This window comes from Acidovorax sp. GW821-FHT10A04 (assembly GCF_059415825.1).
Map to the genome: position 1 here is coordinate 156,011 of NZ_JBWKNZ010000010.1, position 17,870 is coordinate 173,880.

19 protein-coding genes are annotated in these 17,870 nt (G+C 68.6%); 12 read left to right on the plus strand and 7 right to left on the minus strand.

Annotated features, from left to right (window positions below):
• Positions 1-8: 8 nt before the first annotated feature.
• The 6 genes from AC07PF_RS21035 to AC07PF_RS21060 all read left to right on the plus strand — a co-directional run bounded on the left by AC07PF_RS21035 (position 9) and on the right by AC07PF_RS21060 (position 6,345).
• Positions 9-992, plus strand: coding sequence for a fumarylacetoacetate hydrolase family protein (locus AC07PF_RS21035; protein ID WP_494613142.1), 984 nt, complete (start codon positions 9-11; stop codon positions 990-992).
• A complete protein-coding gene (gene maiA / locus AC07PF_RS21040; RefSeq protein ID WP_494613143.1) occupies positions 989-1,645 on the plus strand; it encodes a maleylacetoacetate isomerase in 657 nt (218 codons plus the stop codon). The genes AC07PF_RS21035 and maiA overlap by 4 nt, the downstream gene beginning before the upstream one ends.
• Positions 1,646-1,676: 31 nt before the next feature.
• A complete protein-coding gene (locus AC07PF_RS21045; protein WP_494613145.1) occupies positions 1,677-2,675 on the plus strand; it encodes a Bug family tripartite tricarboxylate transporter substrate binding protein in 999 nt (332 codons plus the stop codon).
• A 7-nt stretch (positions 2,676-2,682) separates the two neighbouring features.
• Positions 2,683-4,239, plus strand: a complete 1,557-nt coding sequence (locus AC07PF_RS21050; protein ID WP_494613146.1) for a fumarate hydratase — start codon at positions 2,683-2,685, stop codon at positions 4,237-4,239.
• Between the two features lie 22 nt (positions 4,240-4,261).
• Entirely contained in the window at positions 4,262-5,047 is a 786-nt protein-coding gene (locus AC07PF_RS21055) for a class II aldolase/adducin family protein (RefSeq protein WP_494613147.1), read from the plus strand.
• Positions 5,048-5,343: 296 nt separating this feature from the next.
• Positions 5,344-6,345, plus strand: a complete 1,002-nt coding sequence (locus AC07PF_RS21060; RefSeq protein ID WP_494613148.1) for a Bug family tripartite tricarboxylate transporter substrate binding protein — start codon at positions 5,344-5,346, stop codon at positions 6,343-6,345.
• A gap of 9 nt (positions 6,346-6,354) precedes the next feature.
• Here the strand turns inward: AC07PF_RS21060 and AC07PF_RS21065 are convergent, their stop codons facing one another.
• Complete coding sequence (locus AC07PF_RS21065; RefSeq protein ID WP_494613149.1) at positions 6,355-6,936, minus strand: hypothetical protein; 582 nt, start codon at positions 6,934-6,936, stop codon at positions 6,355-6,357.
• Between the two features lie 230 nt (positions 6,937-7,166).
• On the opposite strand from AC07PF_RS21065, the gene AC07PF_RS21070 reads away from it, so the two are divergent.
• A complete protein-coding gene (locus AC07PF_RS21070; protein WP_494613150.1) occupies positions 7,167-7,703 on the plus strand; it encodes a pyridoxamine 5'-phosphate oxidase family protein in 537 nt (178 codons plus the stop codon).
• Positions 7,704-7,719: 16 nt separating this feature from the next.
• Complete coding sequence (locus AC07PF_RS21075) at positions 7,720-8,619, plus strand: YihY/virulence factor BrkB family protein (protein ID WP_494613151.1); 900 nt, start codon at positions 7,720-7,722, stop codon at positions 8,617-8,619.
• A gap of 65 nt (positions 8,620-8,684) precedes the next feature.
• Here the strand turns inward: AC07PF_RS21075 and AC07PF_RS21080 are convergent, their stop codons facing one another.
• From AC07PF_RS21080 to AC07PF_RS21095, 4 genes are all read right to left on the minus strand, one after another.
• Complete coding sequence (locus tag AC07PF_RS21080) at positions 8,685-8,870, minus strand: CsbD family protein (RefSeq protein WP_494613152.1); 186 nt, start codon at positions 8,868-8,870, stop codon at positions 8,685-8,687.
• Positions 8,871-8,986: 116 nt separating this feature from the next.
• Positions 8,987-9,400, minus strand: a complete 414-nt coding sequence (locus tag AC07PF_RS21085; RefSeq protein WP_494613153.1) for a DUF3703 domain-containing protein — start codon at positions 9,398-9,400, stop codon at positions 8,987-8,989.
• Positions 9,397-10,014, minus strand: coding sequence for a hypothetical protein (locus AC07PF_RS21090; protein ID WP_494613154.1), 618 nt, complete (start codon positions 10,012-10,014; stop codon positions 9,397-9,399). Before AC07PF_RS21090 ends, AC07PF_RS21085 begins: the two co-directional genes overlap by 4 nt.
• Positions 10,011-12,200: a heavy metal translocating P-type ATPase gene (locus AC07PF_RS21095; RefSeq protein WP_494613155.1), complete on the minus strand. Its 2,190-nt coding sequence runs from the start codon at positions 12,198-12,200 to the stop codon at positions 10,011-10,013. The genes AC07PF_RS21090 and AC07PF_RS21095 overlap by 4 nt, the downstream gene beginning before the upstream one ends.
• Before the next feature lie 79 nt (positions 12,201-12,279).
• On the opposite strand from AC07PF_RS21095, the gene AC07PF_RS21100 reads away from it, so the two are divergent.
• The 4 genes from AC07PF_RS21100 (at position 12,280) to AC07PF_RS21115 (ending at position 15,206) form a co-directional block, all read left to right on the plus strand.
• Positions 12,280-12,741, plus strand: coding sequence for a MerR family transcriptional regulator (locus AC07PF_RS21100; RefSeq protein ID WP_007857229.1), 462 nt, complete (start codon positions 12,280-12,282; stop codon positions 12,739-12,741).
• A 35-nt stretch (positions 12,742-12,776) separates the two neighbouring features.
• On the plus strand, positions 12,777-13,382 hold the full coding sequence (locus tag AC07PF_RS21105) for a TetR/AcrR family transcriptional regulator (RefSeq protein ID WP_145699007.1): 606 nt from the start codon (positions 12,777-12,779) through the stop codon (positions 13,380-13,382).
• 85 nt (positions 13,383-13,467) lie between these two features.
• Positions 13,468-14,469, plus strand: coding sequence for an NADP-dependent oxidoreductase (locus tag AC07PF_RS21110; RefSeq protein WP_494613156.1), 1,002 nt, complete (start codon positions 13,468-13,470; stop codon positions 14,467-14,469).
• Positions 14,470-14,498: 29 nt separating this feature from the next.
• On the plus strand, positions 14,499-15,206 hold the full coding sequence (locus AC07PF_RS21115) for an SDR family oxidoreductase (RefSeq protein WP_494607949.1): 708 nt from the start codon (positions 14,499-14,501) through the stop codon (positions 15,204-15,206).
• Positions 15,207-15,435: 229 nt separating this feature from the next.
• Here the strand turns inward: AC07PF_RS21115 and AC07PF_RS21120 are convergent, their stop codons facing one another.
• Both AC07PF_RS21120 and AC07PF_RS21125 read right to left on the minus strand, forming a co-directional pair.
• The gene (locus AC07PF_RS21120; protein ID WP_494613157.1) at positions 15,436-17,103 is read right to left on the minus strand and encodes a bluetail domain-containing putative surface protein; all 1,668 of its coding nucleotides are present in this window, start codon (positions 17,101-17,103) and stop codon (positions 15,436-15,438) included.
• A 192-nt stretch (positions 17,104-17,295) separates the two neighbouring features.
• On the minus strand, positions 17,296-17,757 hold the full coding sequence (locus AC07PF_RS21125; RefSeq protein ID WP_145699004.1) for a winged helix-turn-helix transcriptional regulator: 462 nt from the start codon (positions 17,755-17,757) through the stop codon (positions 17,296-17,298).
• Between the last annotated feature and the right edge of the window lie 113 nt (positions 17,758-17,870).

Below are 17,870 nucleotides of genomic sequence, written 5' to 3' on the forward strand. Positions count from 1 at the left end.
GCCACTCCATGAAACTCGCCACCCTCCGAAACCACCGCCGCGACGGCCAGCTCGTGGTCGTCAGCCGCGACCTGCAGCGCATGCGCGCCGTGCCCGAATGCCCCACCCTGCAGTCCGCCCTGGACCAGTGGGACGCCATGGCGCCCGCGCTGCAGCGCACCGCCGACGCCCTGGACGCGGGGCAGAGGCCCTTCGAGGCCTTCCACCCCGAGGCCTGCGCGGCGCCGCTGCCGCGCGCCTACCAGTGGCTCGATGCATCGGCCTACCTGAACCACGTGGAGCTGGTGCGGCGCGCACGCGGCGCCGACACGCCCGATGAATTGCGCCGCGAGCCGCTGATGTACCAGGGCGGATCGGACGACTTCCTGGGTGCCCACGACCCCATCGAAGCCGCCGACGAGGCTTTCGGCATCGACCTGGAGGCCGAGGTCGTCGTCGTCACGGGCGACGTGCCCATCGGCTGCAGTGCGCAAGCCGCGCTGGGCCGGGTGCGCCTGGTCGGCCTGGCCAACGACGTCACGCTGCGCCACCTGGTCCCGCCCGAAATCGCCAAGGGCTTCGGCTTCCTGCAGTCCAAGCCCGCCACGGCCCTGTCCCCGGTGTTCGCCACGCCCGACGAGCTGGGCCCGCACTGGCGCGGCGGCAAGCTGCACCTGCCGCTGGTGTCCACGCTCAACGGCGAACGCCTGGGCGCGCCCCATGCCGGAGTGGACATGGACTTCGACTTCGGGCAACTGATCGCGCATGCCGCGCGCACGCGCCGGCTGGTGGCCGGCACCATCGTGGGCAGCGGCACGGTCTCCAACCGCGACCCGGCTGCCGGCGTGAGCTGCCTGGCCGAGCGCCGGGTGCGCGAGCAACTGGGCGGCGCCAGCGCGCTCACCCCCTTTCTGCGCCACGGCGACCGGGTGCGCATCGAGGTGCGCGACTCGGCGGGGCACAGCCTGTTCGGCGCCATCGCGCAGACCGTGCGCACGGGGGTGGCGGCATGAGTGCAGGGCAGGGCCTGCGCCTGCACACCTACTTTCGCAGCTCGGCGGCGTTTCGGGTGCGCATTGCGCTGGAGCTCAAGGGCCTGGCCTGGGAGCCGGTGCCATGGCAACTGGCGGCCGGCGCGCACTGCGGCGAGGCCTACCGCGAGATCGCAAGCTTCGGCCTCGTGCCCTTGCTCGAGATCGACGGGCTGCGGCTGCAGCAGTCGATGCCCATCATCGAGTACCTCGATGCGCGCTTTCCGGCCGTGCCGCTGCTGCCTGTGGGCGAGCCGGAGAAGGCCCGCGCCCGCGCGCTGGCCCAGCTCGTGGCCTGCGAGATCCACCCGCTCAACAACCTGCGCGTGCTCCAGTACCTGCGCGGCACGCTGGGCCTGCCCGAGTCCGAGATCGGCACCTGGTACCGCCACTGGTGCGCCGAGGGCCTGGCCCGCATGGAGGCAGAGCTCCACCGTGTGCCCGCCACCGGCGACTACGCGCTGGGCGCATCGCCCTCCATCGTCGATTGCTTCCTGGTGCCGCAGCTGTTCAATGCGCGGCGCTTCGAGCTCGACCTGCAGCCCTATGCCCGTGTGCGCCACATCGAGCAGGCCTGCATGGCGCTGCCGGCCTTCCAGCGCGCCCAGCCTGCCAGCCAGGTGGATGCGCGCTGACAACAACCCCTACAAGAACCACCAGGAGACCATGATGACGAAACCCCTCATTGCACCAGCCATGCCCGCACGGCGCGCCCTGCTGGCCAGCGCCTGCCTGCTGCCCCTGTCCCATTGGGCGCGCGCCAACGGCGCCGACACCCGGCCCATCGAATGGGTGGTGGGCTATGCCGCCGGCGGCGGCTCCGACGTGGTGGCCCGGCTGCTGGCCGAATCCATGGGCAAGGCGCTGGGGCAGGCCATCGTCATCGTCAACAAGCCCGGGGCGGCGACCAATATCGCGGCCGACTATGTGGCCCGCTCCCGCGAGCGCGGTCGCACCCTGTTCAGCGGCGACTTCGCGACCCTGGCGGCCAACCCCGCGCTGTTCGACAAGCTCAGCTACGACGCGGCCAAAGACCTCGCGCCGGTCGGCATGATGGCGCGCTTTCCGCTGATCCTGGTGGTCGCGCCCCGGGTGCCGGCCAGCAACTTCAAGGAGTTGCTGGCCTGGGCCAAAGCGCTTCCGCAAGGGGTGACCTACGCCTCGCCCGGTTCCGGAACGGCCCACCACCTGGCCACCGAACTGCTGCGCGAGCGCACGGGCCTGAACCTCGTGCATGTGCCGTACCGGGGCGCCGCGCCTGCGGTGCAGGACCTGCTGGGCAACCAGGTGGATTGCATGCTCATCGACTCGGCCAGCGGCCTGCCGCACATCGCGGGCGGCAAGCTGCGGGCGCTGGGCGTCACCACCGAGCAGCGCACGCGCGTGCTGCCCCAGCTGCAGACGCTGGCCGAGCAGGGGTTGACCGGGTTCGACGCCTATTCGTGGCAGGGCCTCACGGTGCCCACGGCCACCTCGGCCGAGGACGTGAAGCGCTTCAACGCCGCGCTGGTCGCGGCGCTCCAGTCCGAGGCGGTGCAGGGCAAGCTGCTCGCCATGGGCGTGGAGCCCACGCCCGGCACCCCGCAGCAGATGGCCAGCTACGTGGGCGCCGAGCGTGAGCGCTGGGGCAAGCTGATCCGCGAGCGCGGCATCAAGGTCGATTGAGGTGCCCGTGACCACCACCACGATCCAATACGACGATCTCGTCGAGTCCGTTGCTGCTGCGCTGCAGTACATCAGCTACTACCATCCACCGGACTACATCGCTCACCTGGCGAGGGCGTATGAGAAAGAGCAAAGCCGGGCCGCGAAGGATGCGATTGCACAAATCCTGGCGAGCAGCAAGATGAGCGCCACCGGCCGGCGCCCCGTATGCCAGGACACGGGCGTCGTGAACGTGTTCCTGAAAGTGGGGATGGATGTCCGGTGGGCGGGGTTCGAGGGTACCCTGGATGATTCCATCAATGCAGGGGTACGGCGCGCCTACACCGATCCCGCCAATCCGCTTCGGGCGTCCGTAGTGGCGGACCCCCAGTTCGAGCGCAAGAACACCAGGGACAATACGCCTGCGGTGATCTTTGCCGAGATCGTTCCCGGCAACACCTTGGAAGTGTTCATCGCCGCCAAAGGGGGAGGAAGCGAGAACAAAAGCCAATTCGCCATGCTCAATCCTGGCGACAGCGTGGTGGACTGGGTTCTCAAGACGGTCCCCACCATGGGCGCAGGATGGTGCCCTCCGGGCATGCTCGGGATAGGCATAGGCGGCAGCGCCGAGAAGTCGATGGTCATGGCCAAGGAAAGCCTGATGGACGACCTGGACATGTACGAGCTGCAGGCCAAGTCCTCGCGCGGCGAGAAGCTCGACAAGGTCGAGGAGATGCGCCTGGAGCTGTACCACAAGGTCAACGCCCTCGGTATCGGCGCCCAAGGGCTGGGCGGCCTGACCACGGTGCTGGACGTGAAGATCAAGATGTACCCCACGCATGCGGCCAGCAAGCCCGTGGCCATGATCCCCAACTGCGCGGCCACGCGCCATGCCCACTTCGTGATGGATGGCTCGGGCCCGGTGTACATGACGCCGCCTTCGCTGGACCTGTGGCCCAACGTGAACTGGGCGCCCGACTACAACAAGAGCAAGAAGGTCAACCTCGATACCCTGACCAAGGAAGAAGTGGCCAGCTGGAAGCCCGGCGACACCCTGCTGCTCAACGGCAAGATGCTCACCGGGCGCGACGCCGCGCACAAGCGCATCAAGGACATGCTGGCCAAGGGCGAGAAGCTGCCCGTGGACTTCACCAACCGCGTGATCTACTACGTGGGCCCGGTGGACCCGGTGCGCGACGAGGCCGTGGGCCCGGCCGGCCCGACCACCGCCACGCGCATGGACGGTTTTACCGAGATGATGCTGGCCGAGACCGGCCTGATCGCGATGATCGGCAAGTCCGAGCGCGGCCCGGTGGCCATCGAGGCGATCAAGAAGCACCAGAGTGCCTACCTGATGGCTGTGGGCGGCGCCGCCTACCTGGTGAGCAAGGCCATCAAGACCGCCAAGGTGCTGGGCTTTGCGGACCTGGGGATGGAAGCCATCTACGAATTCGACGTGGTGGACATGCCGGTGACGGTGGCCGTGGATGCGGGGGGCACCAGCGCCCACATCACCGGGCCTGCGGAGTGGCAAAAGCGCATTGCGGCGGGTGCCCGCCAGACAATCATGCTGGAGAGCGTCTGAGAACGTTCCCGGCCGAAAGGAGATGACGATGTTCGATGAACGAGAGTTGGCGGCAACCCGCCCCGAGGGCATGGAAGCGGTGGAGTGGCAGTTGCGCGTGCAATTGGCGGCCTGCTACCGCGTGTTCCACGCCCGGGGCTGGAGTGAGGAGATCTTCAACCACATCACGGTGCGCGTGCCGGGGCGGGAGGCGCACTTCCTGATCAACCCCTTCGGCCTGCACTACGGCGAGGTGACGGCGAACAACCTGCTGAAGATCGACCTGCAGGGCCAGCCGGTGGGGGCTGCGGACTACCCGGTCAACCGCGCCGGCTTCGTGATCCACAGCGCCATCCATGCGGCACGCGAGGACGCGCACTGCATCATGCACACCCACCACACGGCGGGCGTGGCCGTGTCGTGCAAGGCCGAGGGCCTGAAGTTCAACAATTTCTATTCGGCCTTTCTGTGCGGCAACGTGGCCTACCACGCCTTCGAGGGCATCACCGTGCACCCGGGCGAACAGGACCGCCTGGTGCACAGCCTGGGTGCCAGCAACTGCCTGATCCTGCGCAACCACGGCCTGCTGGTCACGGGCCGCAACCTGCCCGAGGCCTTCTACTTCAACTACGTGCTGCAGCGTGCCTGCGAGGTGCAGGTGCTGACCGATTCCATGGCCGGCGCCAACACCCCGATCCCGGCCCAGGCGCTCGCGGTGTCGTCGCGCGACGTGGGGCTGACCGACCCGGACAACGATTTGCATGCCAAGCTGTTCTGGGCCGCGGTGCGCCGGGCGGGCCTGGGGCTGGCGGATCTGGTGGAGCGGTAGGTGGGCATTTCCTTGGCAACGCTGAATAAGTCTTCGCGATGGCGCGTGCCCTGGTTTGGGATGGGCTGCTAGGCGCAAAGCGCAGCCATAGCCTGTGCTATGGCGAGCATTTGCAACGACGCAGACTGCCCAAAGCGGGGCGCGCGGCGCGCGGGGACTTGTTCAGCGTAGCCATATGCCGCATGGCCCCGGTTTTCACTTACCATCGCCGGGCCGTGGCATCCACCGGGTACCGGATCGCCGCCACCGGTTCGCATGCATTGATTGACTTGCACCATAAGCACAGGAGACAGACCATGAACCTTCACCACCACCCTGCAGCCTCCCGCCGTGACATCCTGCAACTGGCCCTGGCCGGCGCCGCCGGCACGCTGCCCTTCATGGCCCAGGCCCAGGCCATCGACACCGTGAAGATCCTGGCCGGCTTTGCCGCCGGCGGCACCGTGGACACCCTGGCGCGCCGCGTGGCGACCCAGATCACGGGCGGCTACGCCAAGTCGGCCGTGGTGGAGAACAAGACCGGCGCGGGCGGGCAGATCGCCATCACCACGCTCAAGGCGGCCCCGGCCGACGGCGCCACGCTGCTGGCCACGCCCATGTCCATGCTGGGCATCTACCCCCACACCTACAAGAAGCTGCCCTACGACCCGGTGGCCGACGTGACCCCCGTCTCGCTGGGCGTGGTGTTTGACATGGGTTTTGCCGTGGGCCCGCAGGTGCCGGCCTCGGTGAAGACCGTGCCCGAGTTCCTCGAATGGTGCAAGGCCAACCCCACGGGCGCCAACTTCGGCTCGCCCGCGCCGGGCTCGGTGCCGCACTTCGTGGGTGAACTGATCAGCCGCGCCGGCAAGGTGGACATGCGCCACGTGGGCTTTCGCGGCTCGCAGCCGGCCATCCTGGACCTGCTGGGCGGGCAGATCGCGGCCGTCTCGGCGCCGGTGGGTGAGTTCCTGCCGCACCTCCAGGGCGGCAAGATCCGCGTGCTGGCCACCTCGGGCGCCACGCGCAACAAGTTCATGCCGGGTGTCAGCACGCTGATCGAGCAGGGCTACAAGGACATGGCCTACAACGAATGGTTCGGCTTCTTCCTGCCGGGCAAGGCGCCGGCCGAGCTGGTGGCCAAGGCCAATGCCGCCATCCGCACCGCGCTGGCCGACAAGGATGTGATCGCCGGGCTGGCGGCGATGGGGCTGGAGGCGCGCTCGTCGAGCCCGGCCGAGCTGGCGGCGCTGCTCAAGGCCGATGGCGAGCGCTGGGGCCCGATCGTCAAGGCCATCGGCTTCACGGCCGAATCCTAGGACTGAGTCCTAGTTCTTGCCGGGCGGGGGAGGGGGCAGTTGCAGCGCGGCCAGCGCATTGCTCAGCTCACTTCGCCGGCGCAGGGCTTCTTCTTCCCGGATGGCCGCGTTGGCGCGCTGGTGCTGCTCGCGTGCGTTGTTGCGCCGGCTCTTCATCTCGGCGTCGAGGGCGATGCGCTCGTTGAGGAATTCGCCGTACCCGACCTGGCCGGTGTACAGGCGCGACAGCAGCACGGTGAAGCGCGAGTTCTCCTCTTCCACGATGTCGGCATAGGCGGGCGGCGCGTTCTTCAGGCGGAACTCCGCACCGGCGTTCACGCAGTCCTTGCGCAGGCCTGCCCACGACTGGATGGCCGGCTTTTCGCCCACCGTCGCGACCTCGGTGCTCGAGCGCAGCGCCAGGGGTGCCGCCTCGGGCTGGGCGATGCTGCCGACCCGGGGCTTGAGCGCGGCCAGGCTGGCGTGGCTGTCCAGTGCCGAAAGACAGATGGCCGTGGGGTCTTCGGCCGCCGTGCGCTGGGTGGGAGCGGGACCGGTGCTGCTGCACCCGGCGAAGCCAAGGCAGGCAACGGCAAAACAAAGGGCTTTCATTTTCTTGCCTCTCTTTCAAACGGTGTTTTTTTCCACTCTAACCAGATCGCCTGCCGAGGTGGGTGCAAGCGCCCGTAGACGCGCTGTCGGCCTACAAGGGTGCGCAGCGGCAGGGGCGCCCGATGGGCCCATGTCGTGTTGGATGGCGCGGGCAACGGATCGGCTCCTACACAACGGTCGTGTGCGGTCAGGCCCAATTCCGGAATCCCCATCCCTGCCTGGAGAACGCCGTGGACTCGATCAACCAGAACCAGCCCGAAGACACGCACCAGCACCTGGCGGGCGGCGAGGCAGCCCGGCGCATCCAGGAGATGGCCGAGGATGCCGGGGCCTGCTTCTTCTGCACCAACGCGCCCGGCGGCGACACCAAGGGAACGCGGCCCATGAGCATCGAGAAGGCGGATGGGGCAGGCCACCTGTGGTTTCTGAGCGCATCGGACAGCCACAAGAACCGAGAGGTTGAGGCCGATCCCCATGTGCGCATCTTTCTGCAGGGGGCCAAGCACTCGGGCTTTCTGGTGCTGGAAGGCACCGCCACCATCCACCGCGACAAGGCCTTGATCGACGAACTGTGGAACCCGGTCATGAAGACCTGGTTCACTGAGGGCAAGGACGATCCGCGCATCACGGTGATCCAGGTCGTGCCCGCATCCGGCTACTACTGGGACAACAAGCATGGCGGCTTGGTGGCGGCCACCAAGATGGTGATCGGCGCTGCCATCGGCAAGACGCTGGACGACTCCATCGAAGGGCAGCTTCGCCCATGACGCGCCCGGCGGCTTTGTGCTGACCGTGGCCATGCAGGGCCTGCGGCAACTGGGCCGGGCATGCATCCGCATGCCGGTGCTGGGCGTGCTGGTCCTGGCGGTGCGCAACTATGTGCTGCACCAGAGCGCCAACCAGGCGGGCAGCCTGGCGTTCTCGTCGCTGCTGGCCATGTTTCCGCTGTTGATCCTGTTGTCCGCCGCTGCCGGCTTCTTCGGCCAGCCCGGCGAGGCCGCGGCACTGGCCGAGCGCGTGGTGGGCTACGCGCCGCCGGTGGTGCGCGATGCCATGCAGCCCGTCATCCGCCAGGTGCTCGCGCAGCGCAACGAGGCCTTGCTCACCGTGGGCCTGATCGTGACGCTGTGGACCGGCTCGTCCGGCATGCAGGCCGTGCGCTCGGCACTGAACCGCTCCTACGGCATCACGCGCGGCCTGCCGTTCTGGAAGGCGCGCATCAAGGCCACGCTGTTCACCGTCATCGTGGGCGCTGGCGTGCTGGCCACCTTCAGCTCGGTGATCATCATGCCGCGCATCTGGCAGTTCGTGGTGTCCAGTGTCGAGGGTGCGGACGAGGTGGTCTGGCTGTACGACAGCGTGCGCTACGGCGCGGCCTACATCACGCTGAGCCTGCTGTACGCGCTGCTCTACGGCTGGCTGCCCGACATACGCCAGCGCCTGGGCACGGTGCTGCCCGGCGCCTTCGTCGGGGCGGCCCTGTGGGTGGTCGCGGCCGCCACGCTGTCGTACTCGCTGCGCACGGCCGGCAAGCTGGCGCTGATCTATGGCAGCTTTGCGGGCATCGTGGCCACCCTGGTGTTTCTCTACATCAGCGCGACCACGCTGATCTTTGGCGCGGAAGTCAACGCGGTGCTGCGCGAGAAAAAGCGGGACCCGATGGCGGTTGAAGACCCCGCTTGACCCCCTGTTCGCATGGTCGCAAGAAAAAAGCGGCCCGCAGGCCGCTTGTTCCGCGCAAGGATCGATCAGATCTTGTCGATGGCCTTCTTCACGGCCTCCTTGGCGTCGCCCGCCTGCGCCTGGGTCTTGCCCACGGCCTGGTCGGCCAGGCCCTCGCCTTGCAGCTTGGGGCTGTTGACAACCTTGCCAGCGGCTTCCTTCACCTGGCCCTTGATGTCGGTGGCACGTCCTGCTACTTGGTCCTTGTTCATGGTTCGCTTTCCTTGGTTGGCACCGCGAAACGTGCGGTACCCCAAGGATGGACCTGCTGCAGGCGCCTGGCTGTCGGAGAGCTGCCCATCCGCGCGTCGGGCAGGTCTGCGTCCCTTCACCCTGGGCGGACAGTGGCGCCGATGTCCGCGGCCCGCAGCGCGGCATGGATGCGCGCCGTGGTGTCCGCCCCCGGCACCATGGGCCGCAGAGCTGGCACATGCGCGCGCCCGATGTTGCCGATGGGCAGGCGCTGCAGCAGGTGGCCCAATGGCACCAGCGCCAGGCGCAGCACCTGGCCAAGCACCTCGCGCCCGTCGCGCAGCTGCAGGGCGTAGCGCAGCATGGCGGTGTGCGAGCGCCAGTGCAGGCCCAGCCGGGTCTGGCCCAGCACATGGGCCGCCTCCAGCCATTGCCAGCGTGCGGCCGGCGGCTCGCCCGCGCTGGCCTCGAAGCGGGCCAGGAGATGCTCGAACGCCGGACGCTGCAGTGCGGGTACAGGTACGGGCGCCAGCGGTGGCGGGCCGCTCATGCGGCTGCCCCGCGGCCCTGCGCGTGGGCATGGCCGCGCGCGAGCTGCCGCCAGCGCCGCTGCCGGTGGAGGTAGAACACCCAGGCAAATGCGGCGCTGAGCGGTGTCATCAGCCACGGCAAATGGCGCGCACGCACGAACACCTCGTCGGTGTAGCAGGTGCGCTCGGGCGTGCCAGGTGTGCCGGGCAGGCTGTGCACGGTGATGCGGTGGTCCCACACGCGCATGAGCTGGCCTGTGCCGTTGTCGCGCAGCAGCGGCCAGGCGCGGGGGATGCCGTCGCAGGCGTGCACGCTGATGCGCGCGGTCTGCCGGCCCATGGGCACGAGGCCGAAGAGCGCGAAGCGCAGTTCCGTGTCGCCGAGCGGCCAGTGCGCGGGCCAGGGACCTTGCATGGTGCCAAAGCGCAGCAGCGGCGCGGTGATATGGCGAAACAGCGCTGTGGTCTGCAGCTGCGCCGCCACCCACTCGGCCGGGGCGGGCAGGGTGGTGGTGAGGCACACGCGCAGGCTGCCGGGCGGGCGCTGCAGGGTGGAGGCGGGCGGGCCCATCTCGGCGGTGCCGAGGGCGGCGGCCACGGCGGCCTGCGGATCGGTGGGGTGGCGGTCGGTCATGCGGTTGTCTTTTCCGCTGTGGCGGTGCCGCCCTCGGGCCGCAGCATGCGCAGGCCGTTGGCCACCACCAGCAGGCTGGCGCCCATGTCGGCGAACACCGCCATCCACATGGTGGCCTGGCCGGCCAGCGCCAGGCCGAAGAACACGGCCTTGATGCCCAGCGCCAGCGTGATGTTCTGCACCAGCACCCGGTGCGTGCGGCGCGACAGGCGCACCGTCTCGGCCACGCGGCGCAGGTCGTCGTTCATGATCACCACGTCGGCCGTCTCCATGGCCACGTCGGTGCCGGCCGCACCCATGGCAAAGCCGATGTCGGCCTTGGCCAGCGCGGGGGCGTCGTTGATGCCGTCGCCCGCCATGGCCGTCATGCCGTGCTTGTGCTGCAGGGCGGCGATGGCGGCGAGCTTGTGCTCGGGCAGCAGGCTGGCCTGTACTTCGGCAATGCCGGCTTCCCTGGCGGCCGCCTGGGCGGCGGCGGCATGGTCGCCGGTCAGCATCACGGGCACCACGCCAAGGGCCTTGAGGTCGGCCACGGCCTGCACGGCCTGCGGGCGCAGGGTGTCGGCCACGGCGAACAGGGCGCGCACGGCATCGGCGTCGGCCAGCAGGGTCACGCTGCGGCCCAGGGCCTCGTGCTCTGCGGCGGCGGCCTCGACGACATCGGTCCACAGCTGGCGCTCCTGCATCAGGCGGCGGTTGCCCAGCTGCCAGGTGCTGCCGGCAATGCGGCCCTGCACGCCGCGCCCGGCCAGGGCGGTGAAGTCCTCCACCGCAGGCAGGTCGGCGCCTGCGGCGTCCCCCAGGCCGGCCGCGATGGCTTTCGATACCGGGTGGTCCGAGTGGCCCGCCAGCGCGCGCGCCACGTCGGTGGCAGCATCGTCGCCAAACTGCGCCTGGCCCACCAGAACGGGTTTGCCGGCGGTGATGGTGCCGGTCTTGTCGAAGGCCACGGCGCGCATGCCGCGCGCCTGCTCCAGCCAGGCCCCGCCCTTGACCAGGATGCCGCGGCGCGCCGCAGCGGCCAGGCCGCTGACCACGGTGACGGGCGTGGAGATCACCAGCGCGCAGGGGCAGGCGATGACCAGCAGCACCAGTGCGCGGTAGATGGCATCAAGCCAGCCCCAGCCCAGCAGCAATGGCGCGCCCACGGCCACCACCACGGCCAGCACGAAGACGGCGGGGGTGTAGATGGCGGCGAAGCGGTCCACGAAGCGCTGCGTGGGCGCGCGGCTGGCCTGGGCCTCTTCCACCGCGCGGATGATGCGGTCCAGCGTGGTGTTGCCGGCGGCGGAGGTCACCTGCATCAGCAGCTCGGCCTGGGCATTCAGCGTGCCGGCGTAGAGCTTGTCGCCGGGCACCTTGTCCACGGCCAGGCTTTCGCCGGTGACGCTGGACTCGTCCACCGCGCCGCGCCCGGTGGTCACCGTGCCGTCCAGCGGCACGCGGCCACCGGGGCGCACGCGCAGCGTGGCACCCAGTGCCACCTCGGCCGCGGGCACGCCGCGCCATTGGCCATCGGCCTGCTGCACCTCGGCCTGCTCCGGGCTCAGCGCCAGCAGCGACCCGATGGCGTTGCGCGCGCGGCCCACGGCCCCTTCCTCGATGCGCTCGGCCAGGGCGTACAAGGCCATCACCATGGCGGCCTCGGGCCACTGGCCGATGGCGAAGGCGCCCGTGACGGCCACCGCCATCAGCGCATTGATGCCCAACTGGCCGCGCAGCAGCGATTGGAGGCCGGCCTTGTAGATACCCAGGCCCGCCAGCAGGATGGCCACCGCCGCCAGCACCATGCTGGCGCCGTGCCAGACGGGCGTGTCCGGGCCCAGCAGGTGCACCAGCTCGGCCCCGGTGGCCGCCACCAGCGCCGCGCCGATGCGGCCCCAGCCGGGCAGGGTGCTGTGGTCGTGGCCAGCGTGGTCGCCTGCTGCATCGCCATGGCCGGCGTGGTCGTGGCCTTGGTGGTCGTGCGCCTTTGCGTGGTCGTGTCCATGCGGGGCGGCCGCAGGCTTGGCAGGGGCGGCATCGGCCGCGCAACTGCTGCCCGGGGCGCAGCAGGAGACGTTGATCTGCGGCGCACGGCGTGCGCCCGATGCCCTGGGCGTGGGCAGGGCCACCGCCACGGGGGCGGGTGGCTGCTGTGGCGGGCTTTGCGGGGCTGTGTGTCGGCTCGACGATTCCGTTGTCATGGTTTTTTCCTGTGCAGGGGCGGGTTGCGATCCGCCATGCCATGATTGGAATCCTTGAAGTCACTTGAAGGTCAAGCACATGCCAACAGATGCAGCAAGGTTACGCATCGGCGAGGCCGCCCAGCGCTCGGGCGTCTCTGCCGCCAACATCCGCTATTACGAAAAGGAAGCCCTGCTCGCGGCCGGCCCGCGCAGCGAAAGCAGCTACCGCCTGTACAGCGATGCCGACATCCACCAACTGCGCTTCATCCGCCTGTGCCGCGCCATGGACATGTCGCTCGACGAGGTGCGCACGCTGCTGGCGCTGGACCGGGACAGCGCCGCCGCTGACCACACTGCCTGCGACACGCTGGACGAGCACCTGAGCCACGTGCGCATCCGCCTGCAGGAGTTGAAGACCCTGGAGCGCGACCTGATCGCCCTGCGCCGGCGCTGCGACGGAACCGACGGGCACTGCCATGTGATCGAGGCGCTGCACGAGCGTGCCGATGCCGAGCCCGTGGCGCCGCCGGGGCCGGCGCCGGCCAAGCGGCATGTGTGAGCAGGGCTGCCTTGCGCCTTGCATCCTAAAATTGTATGATATGCATCATGCGAAATAGCAAGACCACGGCCAGAAGCGCTGCCAAGGAGGCCACGCACGAGCGCATCGTGTCCGTGGCGGCCCGCGCCATTCGCCGCAGTGGCTACGACGGGACCGGGGTCGCGGACATCATGAAGGAGGCGGGCCTCACGCATGGCGCCTTCTACGCCCATTTCGATTCGCGTGAGGCCATGCTGGCCGAAGCGGCGGCGAAGGCCTGCGCGGAGTCCGCAGCCGCTGCCGCCGAGGTGGTGGCCAGCGTGCCGCCGGGCACGGCCCTGGCGTCCATGCTGGGCAGCTACCTCTCCCGGGGGCATGTGGAACAGGTGGAGTTGGGGTGCCCCCTGGCCGCGCTGGGCTCCGAAACCATGCGCCAGGCCCCCGAGGTGCGGCGTGTCGCTACCCGGCACATCAAGGAAATGGTCGATCTGATCGCCCGCCAGTCCCCGGACTGGGGGCAACCCGGCGCCCACGAGCGCGCGCTGGCCACCGTGGCCACCATGGTGGGGGCCTTGCTGCTGGCGCGTGCGGTGGATGAGCCTGCGCTGTCGGACGGCCTGCGCGAAGCGGCGCTCAAGCACCTGGCGCCTTCCGCACCCTGAACCGCCCGTGCAGGCCGTGCGCTTTTTTTTTGCCTTTTAATATGATGATCATCATTCGAAATATGCCAACCCGCAAGGAGACCCCATGAAAGCCTTCATTCTTGAGCGCTACGGCAAACAGCGCGCATTGCGCCTGGCCGACCTGCCCCGGCCCGAACTGCGCGATGACGAGGTGCTGGTGGAGGTGCATGCGGCGGGCGTGAACCTGCTGGATGCCAAGATCCGCAACGGAGAGTTCAAGCCCATCCTGCCCTACCGCTTGCCCCTCGTCCTGGGCCACGACGTGGCCGGGGTGGTGGTGCAGGTCGGCCCCCAGGTGCGCCAGTTCAAGATCGGCGACGAGGTCTATGCCCGGGCGGACGATTTCCGCATCGGCACCTTTGCCGAGTTCGTGCCGGTCAGGGAGTCCTCGCTGGCGCCCAAGCCCCGTGGACTTTCCATGGTCGAGGCGGCCTCCATCCCCCTGGTGGGACTCACCGCCTGGCAGGCCCTGGTGGAGCAGGGTGGGCTCCGGCGGGGGCAGAAGGTCTTCATCCAGGCTGGCTCCGGCGGGGTGGGCAGCTTTGCCATCCAGCTGGCCAAACACCTGGGTGCCAGTGTCGCGACCACCGCAGGCGCGGCCAGTGCCCAGGCCATGCACAAGCTGGGAGCCGACCTCGCCATCGACTACCGCACGCAGGACTTCGAGGCCCTGCTGCGCGGCTACGACCTGGTCCTGCACAGCCAGGATGGCAAGGCGCTCGAAAAATCCCTGCGCGTGCTCAAGCCGGGTGGCAAGCTCATTTCCATCTCGGGCCCGCCGGACCCGGCATTCGCCCAGGCCAGCAGGGCGCCCGGCGTCGTGCGGCTGCTGCTGCGCCTGCTCAGCGCGGGCGTGCGGCGGCGGGCACAAGGCCTAGGCATTGGCTATTCCTTCCTGTTCATGCGGGCCGAGGGCAGTCAACTGCATGAAATCACCCGCCTCATGGACGCCGGAATCATCCGCCCGGTGGTCGACAAGGTGTTTCCCTTCGCGGCCACCAACGAGGCCCTGGCGTATGTCGAATCCGGCCGTGCCAAAGGCAAGGTCGTCATCCAGCTCAAGTGAGCCCTTTTGCATCTACCCCTGGAGTTACCATGAAGATTGAAAACGCTGTTGTTCTTGTCACCGGTGCCAATCGCGGCATCGGCCTGGCCTTTGCCCGCGAGTTGCTCGCCCGCGGTGCGCGCAAGGTCTACGCTGGCGCGCGCGATCCCGCCAGCATCACCCCCCAGGCCGGGGTGCAGGCCCTGCGGCTGGACGTCAACAACCCCGGCGACGTGGCTGCGGCCGCGGCGCTAGCGCAGGACGTCACCCTGGTCATCAACAATGCCGGCATCGCCCAGCCCGGCGGCTTTCTGGCGCCCGACAGCGAGGAGGTCATGCGGCGCATCTTCGAGACCAATGTCTTCGGCGTGCTGCGCGTGAGCCAGGCCTTCGCCCCCGTTCTTGCGGCCAACGGCGGCGGCGCCTTGCTCAATGTGCTGTCGGTGGCCTCCTGGGTGAATGGCGGCGAGCTGGCCGCCTACTCGGCCAGCAAGTCGGCTGCCTGGTCGCTGACCAATGCCCTGCGCAACGAGCTCGCAGCGCAGAAGACGCAGGTGCTGGGACTGCACATGGCCTATGTCGACACCGACCTCACACGCGGGTTCGACGTGCCCAAGACCAGTCCCGAGCAGATCGTCAAGCGGGCGCTGAACGGGCTGGAATCGGGTCTGGATGAAGTGCTGGCCGATGAGCTCACCCAGCACGTCAAGATCGGGCTGACGGCGCCCCGGCCAAGCTACCTGCCCCAGGTAGCCTGAGTCTGGAGCCAGGCTCGCTGCTGAGTGCCGTGGTGCGACCACCGCAGCACATCTAGCTGTCGAACCCCACCGGTCCCGTCGGCGTGCGGTTCACATAGCCGCACCGCCACAGCCGAAACTCGTCCGGCCCGTCGAACTCGACCATGCCGTCATCGGGTCGGTGCGGCCAGGCCAGGTAGAGCGACGAGACCGCGAGCCGGGATATCTCCTCGGCCCAGTTCAGCGCTCCCTACACCACCCCCCAATCCCCATCCTCCAGCGCCGACACTCCGTTCAATCGGACCAGGCTGTCATGGCTGCCCAACGCCGCCGTGGCGTCGTTCACCAAGATGTAGGTGTCGCCGCCATAGCCAAAAGCAATGGCCTTGTTCGCACCTGCCGTGCTGGCAGCCAGTGTGGCGGCGTCCAACAGGGAGGTGGACGCGGCGATGCTGGCCAGCTGCAAGGTACTGGGCGTGGCCTTGGCCGTTGGCATGGTGGCGGCCAGGCGCAATTGGTCGGTGCCGCTCGCAAAGTCGGTCACCTCAATGGCCAAGCGGCGCAGCGCGGCCGCATTGTCCAGGCCCAGGGCCGCGCTGGTGGGGCCGGCCAGGCCGGTGAGGGCGAGTACGTCCGCGCCAGCGCCCAGGGTGATGCTGTGGGCATTGCGGGCGCCGATGGTGATGGTGTCTGCCCCGTCACCCGCGTCGATGGCCGCGCGCGCGCCAGAGGCGTCGTTCACCGTGATCCGGTCTGCCGCAATGCCGCCGATGATGCCGATGGGCGTGGCGCCCGTGGTGGCGAATGTGAGGTCCAGCGGCGCCTGGAGGTAGGCAGCATGGATCACCTCCACCTGGGCGCCGGTGATGGTGGTGTTGAGGGCCTGGTTGCCGTAGAGCCTGATCTCCTCGGCCGCGCCCGCGGTGATCTTGGCGCTGTTGACCGTGGTGGCGGCCACGCTGCCGGGCATGCTGGCGATGCGCAAGGCGATCGCATCGGGCACGATGATCTCGTCCGTCCCGGTCGCATCGAACAGCGCGAGCTTGACCGGCTCATTCCTGTCGGAAGAGGGCTTGAAGAGCACCGTCAGTGCCGTGCCGGCCAGTGAGTTCTGGATGCCTACCCGCGTCGTGCTGTCCACGCCGGTGAATGTGGCGGTGCCGCCCGGGGCCGCGTCGAGCAACAGTATCCTGGTCTCGTGCGACTTCTCGGCATCGAACTGCGCCCCGGCGCCCGCGGTGATGAAGACGTAGTCGAGGGAGTACAGGGTGGGGGCCACCTTCTCGCCGGCCGCCAGCGTGGCCTTGAGGATGTTGCCCTTCTCTCCCCGGCCGCCGCCCCGGATGATGTCTGCCGAGCCCAACTGGCCGGGCGTCGTGGCCAGGAAGACGTCGTCGTACGGCGTGCCCGCCAGCGTGTCGGCGCCGCTGGTCAATTCCAGCGTGACCCCCGGGCCGCTGGAGTGGCTGTCGAACGTCAGATAGCCACTGTTGGCAGGGTTGGTGGAATACGCGTGCGCCGCCGCGATCTTGTCGTTCCAGCGCACCGCCGCGGCCGCGTAGATGGCCAGGTCGCCAGTGGCGCCCTCCAGGCCCGACAGGATTTGTCCCAACTGCAGCGCGACGATGCCCAGATTGGTCTTGCCCACCGCGGTCAGGTAGTTCGTCAGTTCGTTTTGCAAGGCGGGGTTGGGCAACAGGCCCATCTTCTCCAGCAGCATGGTCGACAGATAGGCTTCGGGCCAGGGGGAATCGCCATAGCCCTTGCCGAACACCAGTGCCACCGCCTCGGGCCCCTTCGCTTCTACCGCGGCCACGTGGTAACCATACGAATGCGGCCCATACCACAGCGGCTGCTCCAAGAGCAAACGGCTCAGCATGCTGACGGTGGCGTGTGCGCCGGTTATCTGCAAAGGCATCTTCGACCTCCCGGGGTGATTCTTGTGATGCGCAAAGGCTATCGCATCCGCCTGGCTTTGGAGTGTGTTGGCCGTTCCCCACGTAGCAACTGTTTGCTACAGGGATGGGCCAGGCGGCAGGAGATTGTGCGGGCATGGATATCCCGAACGATCCGCCTTTCGCCGACCGCTGACGCGCCAACACCTCTGCCCTCAAACCATCGGAAATGCCCCAGGCCCTCTCTCCACCGACACATCCCTGGCGCGCAGCTCCGCCTGGCATTCCGAGCAGGTGGTGACCGGGTCGAACAGGTGGCCGCAGCCGGTGTGCCGGTGCAGCAGGGGGCGGCCGGCCTTGCCGGCCATGTGCACGTCGCCCCAGTGCACGATGGCCATGATGACGGGGTGCAGGTCCAGGCCCTTGGGCGTCAGGCGGTACTCATGGCGGACAGGCGCCTCCTGGTAGGCGGCCTTGCGCAGCACGCCGGCCTCCACGAGTTTGGCCAGGCGGTCTGCCAGCATGGGGCGGGAGATGCCCAAGCGCTGCTGGAACTCGTCGAACCGGCGCACGCCGAGAAAGCTGTCGCGCAGCACCAGCATCGTCCAGCGGTCGCCGATCACCGAGACGGTGCGGGCAATCGAGCAATGTTCCTGTTCCAGGTCGTTCCACTTCATGTCCGCAACTCTACCCTTGACGAGTTCAATTTTCAAACTTATCGTGCAGTCAGTTCAAAAAATGAACTCGATGGACACGGGCGCAGTGCCGGTTCCCATCCCTTTGCAACCCC